The sequence below is a fragment of the uncultured Murdochiella sp. genome, from assembly GCF_902488755.1.
In the GTDB taxonomy this organism is placed as follows: domain Bacteria; phylum Bacillota; class Clostridia; order Tissierellales; family Peptoniphilaceae; genus Murdochiella.
On sequence record NZ_CABTXF010000032.1, the window covers coordinates 1 to 14,113 of the forward strand.

Consider the following 14,113-nt stretch of genomic DNA (forward strand, 5'->3'; position numbering starts at 1 on the left):
TTCAAGAAGAAGGCGGCATACGAGAACCGCAAGAATAAGAGGAATGATACGAAGCATCCCCTTGCCCCAAATGTTGAAAAAGATAATGGTGGCAATAGCGATAATGGCCAGAGACCAGTCGGTGGATGCGTTACCGATAGCGGATGGCGCCAATGTCAGTCCGATGGAAATGATAATCGGACCGGTCACGACAGGTGGGAAGAAGCGCATTACCCGTTCCACGCCGAAGCGATAGATGAAGAACGCAAGAACGACGTAGACCAGTCCTGCAGCAAAAACACCACCTCCGGCATAGGGGAGCATTGCCGTATTCGGTTGTCCATTCACGAGGGGAGCGACTGCGGCATAACCGCCCAGAAAGGCGAAAGAAGAGCCAAGAAAAGCCGGAACACGTCCCTTTGTGATGAAATGAAACAGAAGGGTACCGAGTCCGGCCATTAATAATGTGGTGGAAATATCGAGTCCGGTAAGCAAGGGGACGAGAATCGTCGCTCCAAACATAGCGAACAAGTGTTGCAGTCCCAGCAAAAGCCGAGTAGGCAGCGCCATGGTGCGAATATCCCAAATGGCAATTTCTCCGGGCATTACGTTTTTGGATTTCGTTTCATCCGTATGTATCGTGTGTTCCATACTCTCTCCATTCTGTACGAACGCCCGGGTTGCCCCGAGCGTTCCTTAGCCCAAAATTGTAAGCATTATAGCAGACCTTTTTTTCTGCTGCAAGATGAGCGTTACCTCTTTTTTCTCTGCAGAACGATGATGAGAGTTTATTTTCGTTGATCAGTGACGATGTTATTTTCGCCCCGGATAAACGGCTAAGCCCTTTTGAATGATGCGGAGTGCGCGCACCAAGTCGTCTTTTTCTACGCAATAGGAGATGCGGATTTCATCGTCACCGAGTCCCGGTGTATAGTAGAAGTCCGCGGCAGGCGTAACCAAGACGGTTTCTCCGTCCACGGAGAAATCGTTGAGCAACCATTGAATAAACTTTTCCGCATTGTCTACCGGCAATTTCACCAGCGAATAAAAGGCGCCTTCCGGCTCGGAATAGCGGATTTCAGGCATCTCACGGAAAACCTCAAGCATGGCTTCACGGCGCACGCGATAGATTTCGCGTACTCCTTCATGGTAGCGTTCATCAATGCGGCTAAGCGCGGCGACAGCACTCTGTTCGGAGGCGGAAACACCGAGATTCATCTGACAGAGTTTAGCAAAAGCCTGTTTTAATTCGGTATTATAAGTCGCCGCCGTACCGATACGTGTGCCACAGGCAGCATATTTTTTAGAGGCACTGTCCAACAGAATAAGCTGGTCGCGAATCTCTTCAAATTCATATAGGGAGATGAATGGGTGAGGCGTAAAGTTAAATTCGCGATAGACTTCATCTGAAATGACAACCAGGTCGTGTTTCTTGGCAAAGTGAACGATGGTTTCCAGTTCTTCGCGTCGATAGACGCGACCGTTAGGATTACAGGGGTTAGAAAGCAAAATCGCACGCACGCTTTTGTCGTACTGCGCTTCAAATGCGGATTCGTCCGGAATCGTATAATTATCCTCTGCACGCGCGGTGACGGCACGAACATGTACGCCGAAAAGATGCGTTATCATTTGATAGTTGGTATAAAACGGCTCGATGAGCAGCATGGCATCGTCAGGATTACAGGTAGCGGTTATCGCAAACCGGATCCCTTCCATAGCGCCACCGGTGACGAAAATATCGTCTGCGGCGTATTGAATCCCATATCGGGCATAGTACGCCTGCTGCGCTTTACGCATTTCCTCGATTCCCGTTGCATTGGGATAGCGCACGGTGCCTTCCGGAATCTGCTTTAGCGCTTCAAAATATTCTCGTGGGGTGGGCAAATCCGGTTGCCCAATGCTCAGGCGAATAACCTTTACGCCACGTTCTTCTGCTGCTTTTGCCATGCCTAAGTAACGTCGAGTAGGGGATACCGGTAATTCCTTAACGCGCTTTGCAATGTTCATGGCTACCTCCTGTTTTTTGACCGTTTTGAAAAACGATTCATCTCTCTGTAATGATATACGAATTTTTCTTTGCGTGCATCTCTTCTTTTCAACTGAAAACGTTTATTGTATACTCATTTTTAGAGTGACAACGAAAAAAAGTGCTCTGCTTCACCAAATCTGTTTTAGAAAGGAGGTATAGAAATGGATATCCAAGGCGCACTACTGGAAGCGTATCATTACGGTCGGGAGTATACCGATCAGGGAAAGGTGGCAGACTATATTCCGGAGCTTGCCAAGCAGAATCCGGAGTTGGTGGGAGCGACCCTTATCAGCCCTGAAAATGCCGTGTATTCTGTCGGCGACGATCGTTATAAGTTCTCGGCACAGAGTATTGCGAAAATTATTATTTATCTTTGCGTGTTAGAGACGTATGATCCGGATTACGTTCGCCAGTTCATCGGGGTAACGCCCTCCTCAAAGCCGTTCAACAGCATTTTGGAACTGGAATTAAGCCATCATAATATTCCCGTCAATCCGTTTATCAATGCCGGTGCCATTGTGGCCACTTCTTTATTGATGCAAAAGTACCATGAGAATACTTTTGAGAAGATACGGGAACGTACCCGCGAAGTGGTTGGCCGAAAGGACCTCGATTATTGTCATGCTATTTATCTTTCGGAGAGCAATTCTGCATATGCCAACCGCGCATTGACCTACATGCTGCTCAATGACGGTATTATTTCCACTACGCAGAACGTGGAAGACCTGTTAAACGCTTATTTTCGCGCCTGTTCCCTGTTGGTCAACTCGCTGGATTTGGCTGTTATCGGCAGCGTGTTGGCGCATAATGGGAAAAACGCGCAGGGAGAGCAGGTTCTTTCCGCTGAAAACGCGGCAATCCTGCGCACGGTCATGGCGACATGCGGAACATATGATTATGCCGGTGAATTTGCGCTTTTAGTGGGTATGCCCGCAAAAAGCGGTGTGGGCGGCGGTATCGTGGCAGCGACGCGATCGGGTTATGGCATTGGTGTATTTAGTCCGAGACTCGATAAACACGGCAATTCCTATGTTGGCGTTCGTATGCTGGAACGGCTTTCCACGTTGTTAAACCTGCACATTTATTGAACTTATGAATTGACAAGGAGAAAACTATGCTGGATAAATTATTTGGCGTTATAGGAAGTATCAACGGCGTTCTCTACTATCCAATACTTATCATCTTGCTGCTTGGCATCGGTTTGTATTTCACTATCCGGACCGGCTTCCTGCAGGGAAGAATGTTCAAAGAAGCCATCAATGTGGTAAAGGAAAAACCGGCGGACAAAGATTCGGTTTCCTCTTTTCAAGCGTTGATGGTATCTACCGCATCCCGTGTCGGCACCGGCAACATCGTCGGCGTATCCAGCGCGTTATGCTTAGGCGGTTACGGTGCTATTTTCTGGATGTGGATTGTCGCTATCATTGGCGGTGCTTCCGCTTTTGTTGAATCCACGTTGGCGCAGATTTATAAGCGCAAAGATCCCGATGGGGGAAGTTATGGCGGTCCGGCGTATTACATTGAGTCGGCGCTTCACAGTCGTACGCTTGGCGTGATTTTTGCCATTTCTCTGATTGCTACCTATGCTGTAGGTTTCAATATGCTTGCGGCGTTTAACTTGCAGACGAGCTTTTCCGCGTACAGTTTTTACAATAAAGAGGTTACTCCCTGGATTATCGGTGGCGTGTTGGCACTGATTACCGCATACTGCATCTTCGGTGGCGGTAAGCGCATCATTCAGTTCACCTCTACCTTAGTTCCGATTATGGGCATTATCTTCGTTCTTGTATCGCTTATCATGATTATCAAGAACATCGGCTATATGCCTACCGTTTTTGGTCGCATCTTCTCTGACGCATTCAATTTCAAGGCCATTTTTGGCGGCATTGCCGGTTCCAGTCTGATGTATGGCGTAAAGCGCGGCTTGTATTCCAATGAAGCCGGTATCGGTTCCGCACCGAATGCGGCAGCGGCTGCCAGCGTTAGCCATCCGGTAAAGCAGGGTTTGGTGCAGATGCTCTCCGTATTTATTGATACGCTGTTAATCTGCTCAGCTACGGCATTCATGTGCTTAAGCTCTGGCGTTGAGCCGGCGGAAGCACTCGATGGTGCTCCGTATGTACAAGAAGCGGTTGCTACCTTCCTTGGAAAATTCGGTGCTCCCTTCATTACTTTCTCGCTGGCGTTGTTCGCATTTACGACGCTCATCGGAAACCTCTTCTATGTTGATAACAACTTAGCATACGTGCAAGGCAAAAAACCGAGCAAAAACTTCATGATCGTGTATCGTATTATCGCGGTTTTGGTCATTTTCCTCGGCGCAGCGCAGAAATCGACCTATGCTTGGGATTTGGGCGACTTGCTCATGGGCGTTATGGCATTAATCAACCTGCCTGCCATCTTTATCCTCAGCAAGACGGCTATTGCTGCGTTGAAAGACTACGAGAAACAGAAGAAAGAGGGTAAGAATCCGGTATTCCAAGCCAAGAGCATTGGTTTGGACGACAGCAAACTGGATTTCTGGAAATAAGAAATGCCTCCCCTCGTCCGCATTCTGTGGACGAGGGGAATCTTTTCTTGCAGGATGCTCTTCGGCGTGATACAATCTCTTCCACGTGATTCGTTTTGTGGCGACATAGCCAAGTGGTAAGGCAGAGGTCTGCAACACCTTCACCCCCAGTTCAAATCTGGGTGTCGCCTTAAAATGCCGAAGCAATTCGGCAAAACAGAGTGCTGGTTTCAGCACTCTGTTTTTTTATTCCCGGTCGTTGTACAATAAGCGAAAGACGAAAAAAGGAGGTCACAATGATTCAACCGAGTATTATGGCGGGATTTATGGAGCTTTTGCCCGAAGAGCAGGTGCTGTTTGAACGTGTCAAGCAAGCCATCGAAAAAACGTATCAGCATTACGGATACTGGCCTTTGGATACACCGGCAATCGAAAAAAATGAGATTCTTTTTGCGAAAGGTGGCGGCGAGACAACAAAACAGATCTACCACATTGAAAAGGGCGAGAATTCGGTTGATCAATCGTTGCGCTTTGATTTAACCGTTCCGCTGGCGCGTTATGTAGCACAGCATTCTTCTGAACTGTCCTTTCCATTTCGACGTTATCACATCGGTAAAGTGTATCGCGGAGAGCGTAACCAAAAAGGACGGTATCGTGAATTCTATCAAGCCGATGTGGACGTTATCGGTCTCGATGAACTTTCGGTCGTTAATGATGCTGAATGTCCGGCGGTGATCTACGAAGTATTCCGTGCTTTGGGGATTCCCGGCGTACACATTCACATCAATCATCGCGGAATGCTCAATGGGTTCTTTGCCTCCATCGGAATCCGCGATGCGCAGGAAGTCCTTCACGCCATCGATAAGCTCGCTAAAATTGGCGCCGATGCCGTTGGCGATTTGTTGGAGATGAGTGGCGTGAATCAACAGCAGCAGGAAGAAATTTTCCGCTTCATCGGGTTGACAGATGAACGTTCGGCAGAAGAGCGACTCGAAGCCTATAATCAGTCGCTTGCACCGGATGCGCCCGGCGCAGAACAGTTTAAGCAAGGTTGGGCGGATCTTCAGCTCATTATGAAGGGAATGCAGGGTTTCGGTATGCCGAAAGAAGCCATCGTCCTCGATTTATCCATCACACGCGGACTGGATTACTATACGGGCGTAGTGTATGAAACCTTTATAGAAGGGTATGAATCCATCGGTTCTGTTGCTTCCGGCGGTCGCTACGATGATTTAGCTTCCAACTTCACGAAGTTAAAAATGCCGGGCGTCGGTATTTCCATAGGAGTAACACGTCTATTCTATCAGCTGCGCGAGGCGAACCTCATTCAGCCGAAAAAAGGCGAATATATCCAAACCCTGGTGTTGCCAATGAGTGATGCGGAATTGGATTTCTCCTTGGAATGCGTGCGTGCGTTGCGTGAAGCGAACATCCGCGTGCAACTGTATACCGAATCGGGAAGAATGAAAAAGAAATTCTCTTATGCGGATGCCATCGGCGTGCGTTACGTTCTGATTATTGGAGAGAGCGAGCGAGAAGCCGGTGTCGTGAGCCTTAAGGATATGCAAAGTGGAGAACAAGCAACGATGACACTTGCTGAAGCGATCACCAAGATGGCCGAAGCAAGCGGAAGGGGGAACGAATGAAAATTATGACCAAGGATGGCAGCACCCTTGCATTGCAGGAGGGCGCAAGCGCGTATGATGCGGCAAAAGTGATCAGCGCCGGATTAGCGCGTAAAGCTCTCGCAGCGGAAATCAATGGAAAGGGTGCAGACCTGCGCACTATATTGCATGAGGGCGACCAACTTGCCATTTGCACGTTTGAAGACGACTACGGTAGACTTGCTTTCCGTCATTCTACTTCGCATGTGCTGGCAGAGGCGGTGAAACGCCTGTATCCTGAGGCAAAGCTCGCCATCGGTCCGGCGATCAAAGAAGGCTTTTATTACGATATCGATTTCGGCGACACGGTTCTTACGGAAGAAGATTTGCCGAAAATCGAAGCGGAGATGAAAAAGATTATTCAGGAAAAGCCGGAAATCGAACGGCTTCTGAAAACGCGAGAAGAAGCCATCGCCTATTTTGAAAAACAGCAGGAACCGTATAAAGTCGAGTTGATTCGCGATCTTCCTGAAGACGCGGAAATCTCTTTTTATCGCCAGGGCGATTGGATGGATCTTTGTGCAGGACCGCACCTTATGGACTTTGGTGTCATTAAAGCCTTTACCCTCACGAGCCTTGCGGGAGCATATTGGCGTGGGGATGAACACAATAAGATGCTTACGCGCATTTACGGTACCAGCTTTCCAAAACAGTCTATGCTTACCGAACATCTTGAGCGTATTGAAGAAGCAAAAAAACGGGATCATCGTAAGATTGGCAAAGAAATGGAAATTTTCGCGCTCATGGAGGAAGGTCCCGGTTTTCCGTTCTTTCTGCCCAATGGTATGCGTCTGAAAAATGCGCTGTTGGACTATTGGCGCGAGATTCATCGCGAGGCGGGATACGAAGAGATCTCCACGCCGACGATTCTTAACCGAAAGCTCTGGGAAACGTCCGGTCACTGGGATCACTATCGCGAGAATATGTATACGACAAAGATTGATGACGAGGATTATGCCATCAAACCCATGAACTGCCCAGGTGCGATGCTGGTGTATAATGCAAAGCCGCATTCCTATCGCGAGTTGCCGATACGGTATGCGGAGCTGGGCAATGTCCATCGCCATGAGCTTTCGGGTGCTCTTCATGGTCTTTTCCGGGTGCGTAATTTTACGCAAGATGATGCCCACATCTTTCTTGCTCCGGACATGATTGAAGATGAGATTCGACGCATTGTCCGCCTCATTGATGGAGTCTATTCCAAGCTCGGATTCCGTTATAGCATGGAAATTTCCACGCGCCCTGAAGACTCGATGGGCTCCGATGAGGATTGGGAAATTGCTACGGCAGGCTTGATGAACGCACTCGATTCCATGGGAAAACCCTATGAAATCAACGAGGGAGACGGAGCCTTCTATGGTCCCAAGATTGACTTCAAGATTGAAGACGTACTGGGTCGTACTTGGCAATGTGCCACCATTCAATTGGACTTTCAATTGCCGCAGCGCTTTCATGCCGAATATATCGGTAAGGACGGCGAGAAACATAGACCGGTTCTCATTCATCGTGTAATTTACGGCTCTATTGAGCGTTTCATCGGTATTCTGATTGAACAGTTTGCCGGCAATTTCCCGCTGTGGCTGGCACCGATTCAGGTGGAACTCATTCCGGTAAATCTTGAGGCACATGGTGCTTATGCACAGCAGATGGCAAAAGAATTGACATCTATTGGTGTTCGCGTGCACGTAGATTTGCGTGAAGAGACGCTCAGCAAAAAAATCCGTGATGCGCAAATCGAAAAATCCTTCTTGCAGATTGTGGTGGGCGACAAAGAAATGGCGGATCATAGCGTAAACGTACGCATTCATGGCGAGAAAGAAACGACGTTGTACCGTTGGGAAGAGTTTATGACGTGGATTGCGGAGCAGATCAAAACGCGTGCATAAATTGCGTCACAGCGTTCCATTGAAATTACGTGTCTTTAGAAAAACGATGCAACCCCTCAAGAGGGGTTGCATCGTTTTGTATACTAAGAATGGGCCGTTTGTTTATGACGGTCAACTATAAAATAACCGGTGACTTGTCAACCGGGCATTGAAGAAGGAGAAAATATGAACCAAAATAAAGATAATAAAAAACGCCGTGCGCTGCGTATAGCCGCCATTTCATTAAGCGCATTGGTAAGTCTATCCGCCTGCCAAAACACACCCGCAGACGATACGCCGAAAAATGTTTCCGATGAGGTTGGTTCTTCTTCCATGGGTTTGGCAGAAAAGAAGGAAAACAAAGCGGTCGCGCTTCGCGTGATAGCTTCGACAGATGCCATCTATGATTTTACTAAGGCAATCGGAAAAGACCGGGTTGAAGTTGTCGACTTGGTGGAAGGGGATGCCGATGCGCATCACTGGGAACCGACACCGCAATTGCTTACACAAATTAATGAAGCGGATCTTTTTCTAGTGAATGGAGCCGGATTGGAAAGTTGGCTTCCGGATGTGCAAGCCTCTCTAACAGGAAATGTCAAAACCGTAGATTTATCCGATGGAGTAGCCTTGCGTAAAGGGGAAGAAGAGCATGACCATGAGGAAGTGGGGCACGACGACCACGAAGAGGGGGATGAGCACGATCATGACGAAGCCGATCATGAGAAAAACGAGGAGCATGACCATCACCATGGTGAATATGATCCGCATTATTGGCTAAATCCGAAAGCAGCGGCGGTTCAGGCAAAGAATATTTATGATACGCTTGTGGCAGCTGACCCAGAGGGCAAAGAAACCTACGATGCCAATTACAAAGTCTTGCAAGAAAAGTTCGCAGCTCTTGAGCGCGATTATGCGGAAAAATTAAAACCATATAGTGGGCGTAGCGTGATTGTTCCGCACGAGGCTTTCGGCTACCTTTTTGATGCCTATGGACTTAAGCAGATTGGGCTGGAAGGAATGCTCGCCGACGGACAACCCAATGCAAAAAAGATTGCCGAAATCATTGATTTGGCAAAGAAAGAAGCGATCAAAACCGTATTTTACGAAGCCTATGGCGATGATAAAGAGGCGCAAACGGTCGCAATGGAGATCGGCGCCAAAACTGCGCCACTTTATACGCTGGAAGCCGAATCGATGGAGGATCGTGCAAAAGGGGAGAATTACTTTACCTTCATGCAATGGAATTTAGAAGCCATTGTCGATTCGTTCGGAGGAAAATAATGCAGGAAGTATATCGGCTGGAACATGTGCAATTTCGATATGCACAGGAGCTGATTTTAGAGGATGTCACCTTTTGTGTGCATTCCGGTGACTTTGTCGGTATTGTCGGCGCCAACGGAGAAGGGAAGAGTACCCTTCTCCGGCTGCTGACGGGGGAGCTTTCTCCTGACGCAGGGGAACTGTTCTTTTTTGGCGAAAGGGGCATACAGAGAAGAGCACTGTCTCGTATTGCCTACGTGCCACAGATGAGTTCGGCAAGTGGGATGACCTTTCCCATTAGCTGCGAGGAGATGGTGTCGCTTGGCTTGACGCGATCCATTGTGCCCCGTTTTTTTCTAAAAGCAGAAGAGAAGGAAAAAGTTTCCGCTTCTTTGCGACATTTAGGAATGCTATCGTATGCGGATCGTAATTTTCATGATCTCTCCGGTGGACAAAAACAGAGGGTATTGATTGCGAAAGCGCTGGTGGATCAGCCGGACGTGTTGCTTTTTGATGAACCGACAGCGGCACTGGATCAGGAAAGCAAGGTACAGCTTTACCAGACCTTACATCACATGAACCAGGTTCACGGCATTACGATTCTTTTGGTTACGCATGAAATGGACGTAGGGAAGAGTCATTGGACTCGACTGGCACGTGTTTCGCATCATCGACTTGAGGAGGTACCTTTATGCTAAATTATGCCTTCATGCAGCGCGCCATGATTATCGGCATTTTGCTTGGCTTCATTATTCCGCTCATGGGCGTGATTGTGGTTAATCGAAGAACCTCAACGATAGGCGATGCGTTATCGCATTCTTCATTAGCCGGTATCGGCTTCGGTTTGCTGTTGGGTTTTTCACCTTTAGTTGGCTCTATTGTCGTGACGATTCTTGGTGCGTTTGCGATTGAGCTTGTGCGCCACCGCTTTCCGAAGAGCGGCGATCTGGCGACGGCGATGGTCATGTCCATCGGCGTTGGTCTTGCCTCCGTATTGTCAGATGTGGTACCTACGACGATGAAATTTGAAACGTATCTCTTTGGCTCGATTGTTACCATTCGGTCGGAAGAAATGTGGATAAGCATCGTCATCAGCATAGTGGTATTGGCGCTATTCTTTACACTGTACTATCCGTTACTTTATGTGAGTGTAGATGCGCACGGTGCGCGTTTAACGGGTCTTCCCATACAGCGCATGGATAATTTGTTTACAGCCATCTTAGCCATTGCGATTGCGATGGCCGCGCGTACAATTGGGGCATTAATGGTTTCCTCTCTCATGATTTTACCGGTTGCTACGGCGCTTCTTTTTGCAAAAAGCTATCGGCAAGCCGTCTTTTCTTCCATGTTCTGTGGTGTCGTCATGGTACTCTTTGGCTTGATCGCTTCCTACTATTTAGGTTGGAAACCGGGCGGTACTATTGTTCTTTTTGGCATTTCTGTATTTCTTATCGCTCTCTTGACACAGAAATTACTTTACCTGCGAGGTCATGGAAAGATGGAAACGCTAAAGAGCGTATCGCTCGAAGAAGATCAAGCGTTTTCTTGCGAGGAGAACGCCTGATTTATTTTATTTCTATTTGTGCAAATAAGAAAAAGCAAAAAAAAGAACACCTCTCCGATGCAGGGAGGTGTTCTTTTTCACTAAGAACTATTTTACTTGATCCAGCAGCGCTTTGAAATCTTCCGGTTGGTGAATCGCCATTTCGGAGAGCATTTTGCGATTAATATTGATGTTCTGCTTCTTCAGTCCGTTCATAAAGGTCGAATAATTCGTGCCATTTTCGCGGCAAGCCGCGTTAATACGGGCAATCCACAACTGACGGAACTGGCGTTTACGCTGTTTGCGTCCGATATAGGAATACTGCAGCGATTTAATAACGGCTTGTTTTGCCACGCGATAGAGCTTGGATTTTGCTCCGAAATAGCCTTTCGCTTGGTTTAAGACTTTTTTATGTGTTTTTTTGGCGTTTACGCCACCTTTTACACGTGCCATGGTTCGTGCCTCCTTTAACGCGGCAGCATCTTGTCGATGCGCTTCATATCACTCTTGCTGACGACGGACGACTGACGCAAATGACGGATGCGTTTACCGGTATATTTACCGGTCATGTGGCTTTTTCCGGCGAAAAAGCGCTTTAATTGACCTGATCCGGTGCGCTTAAAACGCTTGGCTGAACCGCGATGGGTTTTCATTTTTGCTTTCATGATCGCTCCTTAACTTTCTGTTTTCGGCTCTACCAGCATGACCATGCTGCGGCCTTCCATTTTCGGACTTTGATCCATTTGTCCAACATCCTGCACTAAGGCGAACAGGCGTTCTAAAACTTCACGTCCCTGCTCGGTATGTCCTAATTCGCGACCACGAAAACGGACGCTGATTTTGACTTTATCGCCGGCATCTAGAATCTCATAGATTTTTTTCGATTTTGTTTCCAAATCATGATCATCAATACGCGGGCTCATGCGGATTTCTCTGGTTTCGCTGTTTTTTTGATTCTTTCGCTGTTCCTTTTGCTTTTTGAGCGTGTCGTAGCGATACTTACCATAGTCCATCAATCGACAGACGGGCGGATTCGCATTCGGCGAAATCAGCACCAAATCCAGATGTTCTTCTTCCGCCTTGGCGTCGGCATCCTGAATAGACATGATGCCCAACTGTTCGCCTTCGGCGTCGATCAAACGGACTTCTTTGGCGCGGATTTGCTCGTTAATTGCCAGTTCCTTAATAGTGCACCTCCTGTTGAACATAAAAAAAGCGGGCAAAGCCCACTCTTACACGCAAATTCCAGTGAATTTGTCTTCAGAAATAACCGAACAACCGTTGGCGGTCGGTGAGAGTGGGAGCTCTTCTTGATCCGAAGGTAGTATACATTACCTTGTCCCTTTGGTCAAGCACCAAAACAAAGAGTGCGTTATAATAAGAAGCGTGTGTCGGCAGGCGGATAAACCTCGGCTTGTCGGGAAAGGAAAGTGCATGGTCGATCGTTTACGACAACCGAAAAAAACGCTATTAGACAAACTTAAAGGCAATACGCCGTTATATTTTTTGCTGGGGTATATAGGGGTCATCTGCATAGGGATGTTTTTGTTGATGCTGCCACTTTCCCAGCAGGTGGGAAAAAGCATCTCCCTTTCGGATGCTTTCTTTACGGCGACGTCTGCGGTGTGCGTGACGGGACTTTCTCCCGTGGTTACTGCGCAACACTGGAGTGTGTTTGGACAAGTGGTTCTTCTTTCCCTTATCCAGATTGGCGGACTGGGCATCATGACGTTTGTGGCAATATTCGGATTGCTGACCAATCAACGTTTTTCCATTATGGATCGAAAGCGTCTTATGGAAGAAAAGAATCAAAACGAATTGACGGGCATGGTTCGTCTCATCAAATTCATTCTTCTTGCGACATTTGTGATAGAAGGAATCGGTGCATTCTTTCTTGCCCTTCGTTTTATACCGCAATTCGGCGCGGTAAAAGGAGCCTGGTTTTCAGTGTTTCATGCCGTTTCTTCATTCTGCAATGCCGGCTTTGACCTTTTAGGGGCGGAAAGCCTTGTTCCGTATCAGAACGACCCGTTAATCGTATTGACGATTTCGCTGCTGATCATTCTTTCCGGTCTCGGCTATACCGTATACTTAGATCTCTGGCGAGCGCACAAGGGGGAACGTCTCCACCTCCATGCAAAAATTGTTTTATCCGCAACGGCAGTTCTTTTGGTTGGGGGAACACTTCTGATTTTGTTGACGGAAGCCCATAATCCGGAAACGCTGGGTATGCTTTCTATGCCACAAAAAGCACTAAATGCTTTTTTTCAGTCGGTGACGACCAGAACAGCAGGTTTTTATACCTTTGCGCAGGAAAAGATGACGCAAGCCGGAAGTTTAAGCAGTATTCTTCTTATGTTTATCGGTGGATCTCCTGCCGGAACTGCGGGAGGGCTAAAGACGACGACCATGGTCGCTCTACTTTTAGGACTCGTAAGCGCACTTCGCTCTTCACGCGATGTTTCGATGTTTCGACGCACCATTGCGAAAGACGTGATACATAGCGCCTTTGTTTTGTTTGCTTTGGCGACGCTTTGGAATGCTTTAGCATTGTTTTTACTGAGTATGACGGAACGAACGTTGCCGCTTGGCAATTTGCTGTTTGAGAGCATCTCTGCTTTCGGCACGGTTGGATTGACACAGAATGTTACGCCTAATTTGAGCGTGAGCGGAAAGATGATTGTCGCGCTCACGATGTTGTATGGGAAGTTGGGACCATTAACACTGCTTCATGCGCTTATTCCCAAAGCACGACACAGAAACAATCGTTTAGCGCAGGAACATCTCTTGGTGGGATAGGAGAAAAAATGGATAAGAAGAAAAAATCGTATGCCGTGATTGGCTGTGGCCGCTTTGGCAGCAGTTTAGCGTTGGAGTTATCTAAGCAGGGCATGGAAGTGCTGGCAGTGGATGCTTCGGCGGAGGTGGTGAATGAGCTGGCGGAAGAGGTTACGGTAGCGGTGCAGGCGGATGTGACACAGGACGGTGCGTTGGATGGCATTGGACTCAAGGATGTGGACGTAGCAATCATCGCGATGAGTGGTGACTTTGAATCTTCTATTATGGCAACGACGATTTGCCGAGAAAAGAACATTCCCACAGTAATAGCAAAAGCAAAGGATTCGCGCCATGGGCGCATTTTGCATCGCATGGGCGCGATGAAAGTCATCCTTCCCGAACGGGAAGAAGGCATTCGATTGGCGCACCTTCTGACAGAAAACTCAATCTATGAGCATCTTCGTATGCCGTCTTCTTCTTGAAAAA

At 47.8% G+C, this 14,113-nt stretch carries 13 protein-coding genes and 1 tRNA gene; 9 read left to right on the forward strand and 5 right to left on the reverse strand.

Annotation, left to right across the window (positions count from 1 at the left end; translation table 11 throughout):
• Window positions 1-630, reverse strand: a 630-nt coding sequence (locus RDL68_RS04455; RefSeq protein WP_308540478.1) for a solute carrier family 23 protein, incomplete at its 3' end; no start/stop codon positions are given.
• A 162-nt stretch (window positions 631-792) separates the two neighbouring features.
• Window positions 793-1,986: a pyridoxal phosphate-dependent aminotransferase gene (locus RDL68_RS04460; RefSeq protein WP_308540479.1), complete on the reverse strand. Its 1,194-nt coding sequence runs from the start codon at window positions 1,984-1,986 to the stop codon at window positions 793-795.
• A gap of 183 nt (window positions 1,987-2,169) precedes the next feature.
• Between RDL68_RS04460 and glsA the strand changes: the two genes are divergently transcribed.
• The 8 genes from glsA (at window position 2,170) to RDL68_RS04500 (ending at window position 10,870) form a co-directional block, all read left to right on the forward strand.
• A complete protein-coding gene (gene glsA, locus RDL68_RS04465) occupies window positions 2,170-3,096 on the forward strand; it encodes a glutaminase A (protein WP_308540480.1) in 927 nt (308 codons plus the stop codon).
• Between the two features lie 26 nt (window positions 3,097-3,122).
• On the forward strand, window positions 3,123-4,538 hold the full coding sequence (locus RDL68_RS04470; RefSeq protein ID WP_308540481.1) for an alanine/glycine:cation symporter family protein: 1,416 nt from the start codon (window positions 3,123-3,125) through the stop codon (window positions 4,536-4,538).
• A gap of 99 nt (window positions 4,539-4,637) precedes the next feature.
• Window positions 4,638-4,708: transfer RNA gene (locus RDL68_RS04475), tRNA-Cys, on the forward strand.
• Between the two features lie 105 nt (window positions 4,709-4,813).
• On the forward strand, window positions 4,814-6,163 hold the full coding sequence (hisS, locus tag RDL68_RS04480) for a histidine--tRNA ligase (RefSeq protein WP_308540482.1): 1,350 nt from the start codon (window positions 4,814-4,816) through the stop codon (window positions 6,161-6,163).
• Window positions 6,160-8,067 carry a threonine--tRNA ligase gene (thrS, locus tag RDL68_RS04485; RefSeq protein WP_308540483.1) on the forward strand — a complete coding sequence of 636 codons (1,908 nt, stop codon included), beginning with the start codon at window positions 6,160-6,162 and terminating at the stop codon, window positions 8,065-8,067. The genes hisS and thrS overlap by 4 nt, the downstream gene beginning before the upstream one ends.
• Before the next feature lie 165 nt (window positions 8,068-8,232).
• On the forward strand, window positions 8,233-9,327 hold the full coding sequence (locus RDL68_RS04490) for a metal ABC transporter substrate-binding protein (protein ID WP_308540484.1): 1,095 nt from the start codon (window positions 8,233-8,235) through the stop codon (window positions 9,325-9,327).
• Window positions 9,327-10,004 carry an ATP-binding cassette domain-containing protein gene (locus tag RDL68_RS04495; protein WP_308540485.1) on the forward strand — a complete coding sequence of 226 codons (678 nt, stop codon included), beginning with the start codon at window positions 9,327-9,329 and terminating at the stop codon, window positions 10,002-10,004. Before RDL68_RS04490 ends, RDL68_RS04495 begins: the two co-directional genes overlap by 1 nt.
• A complete protein-coding gene (locus tag RDL68_RS04500; protein ID WP_308540486.1) occupies window positions 9,998-10,870 on the forward strand; it encodes a metal ABC transporter permease in 873 nt (290 codons plus the stop codon). Before RDL68_RS04495 ends, RDL68_RS04500 begins: the two co-directional genes overlap by 7 nt.
• 87 nt (window positions 10,871-10,957) lie before the next feature.
• On the opposite strand, the gene rplT is transcribed toward RDL68_RS04500, so the two are convergent.
• Genes rplT through infC form a run of 3 tightly spaced genes read right to left on the reverse strand, consistent with a single transcriptional unit; the run spans window position 10,958 to window position 12,057 of the window.
• Window positions 10,958-11,302 (reverse strand): 50S ribosomal protein L20, encoded by a 345-nt coding sequence (gene rplT, locus RDL68_RS04505; protein ID WP_308540487.1) that lies wholly within the window; start codon window positions 11,300-11,302, stop codon window positions 10,958-10,960.
• Window positions 11,303-11,316: 14 nt separating this feature from the next.
• Entirely contained in the window at window positions 11,317-11,514 is a 198-nt protein-coding gene (gene rpmI, locus RDL68_RS04510) for a 50S ribosomal protein L35 (protein WP_308540488.1), read from the reverse strand.
• Window positions 11,515-11,523: 9 nt separating this feature from the next.
• On the reverse strand, window positions 11,524-12,057 hold the full coding sequence (infC, locus tag RDL68_RS04515; RefSeq protein ID WP_308540491.1) for a translation initiation factor IF-3: 534 nt from the start codon (window positions 12,055-12,057) through the stop codon (window positions 11,524-11,526).
• A gap of 226 nt (window positions 12,058-12,283) precedes the next feature.
• Between infC and RDL68_RS04520 the strand changes: the two genes are divergently transcribed.
• The gene (locus RDL68_RS04520; RefSeq protein WP_308540489.1) at window positions 12,284-13,648 is read left to right on the forward strand and encodes a potassium transporter TrkG; all 1,365 of its coding nucleotides are present in this window, start codon (window positions 12,284-12,286) and stop codon (window positions 13,646-13,648) included.
• Window positions 13,649-14,113: the final 465 nt, after the last annotated feature.

What these genes read in the sequence shown, in the direction of transcription:
- RDL68_RS04490 (WP_308540484.1), top strand. Translation starts at nt 8,233, where the DNA reads ATGAACCAAAATAAAGATAATAAAAAACGCCGTGCGCTGCGTATAGCC.
- RDL68_RS04520 (WP_308540489.1), top strand. Translation starts at nt 12,284, where the DNA reads ATGGTCGATCGTTTACGACAACCGAAAAAAACGCTATTAGACAAACTT.
- glsA (WP_308540480.1), top strand. Translation starts at nt 2,170, where the DNA reads ATGGATATCCAAGGCGCACTACTGGAAGCGTATCATTACGGTCGGGAG.
- RDL68_RS04460 (WP_308540479.1), bottom strand. Translation starts at nt 1,986, where the DNA reads ATGAACATTGCAAAGCGCGTTAAGGAATTACCGGTATCCCCTACTCGA.
- RDL68_RS04500 (WP_308540486.1), top strand. Translation starts at nt 9,998, where the DNA reads ATGCTAAATTATGCCTTCATGCAGCGCGCCATGATTATCGGCATTTTG.
- RDL68_RS04495 (WP_308540485.1), top strand. Translation starts at nt 9,327, where the DNA reads ATGCAGGAAGTATATCGGCTGGAACATGTGCAATTTCGATATGCACAG.
- rplT (WP_308540487.1), bottom strand. Translation starts at nt 11,302, where the DNA reads ATGGCACGTGTAAAAGGTGGCGTAAACGCCAAAAAAACACATAAAAAA.
- rpmI (WP_308540488.1), bottom strand. Translation starts at nt 11,514, where the DNA reads ATGAAAGCAAAAATGAAAACCCATCGCGGTTCAGCCAAGCGTTTTAAG.
- thrS (WP_308540483.1), top strand. Translation starts at nt 6,160, where the DNA reads ATGAAAATTATGACCAAGGATGGCAGCACCCTTGCATTGCAGGAGGGC.
- hisS (WP_308540482.1), top strand. Translation starts at nt 4,814, where the DNA reads ATGATTCAACCGAGTATTATGGCGGGATTTATGGAGCTTTTGCCCGAA.
- infC (WP_308540491.1), bottom strand. Translation starts at nt 12,057, where the DNA reads ATGTTCAACAGGAGGTGCACTATTAAGGAACTGGCAATTAACGAGCAA.
- RDL68_RS04470 (WP_308540481.1), top strand. Translation starts at nt 3,123, where the DNA reads ATGCTGGATAAATTATTTGGCGTTATAGGAAGTATCAACGGCGTTCTC.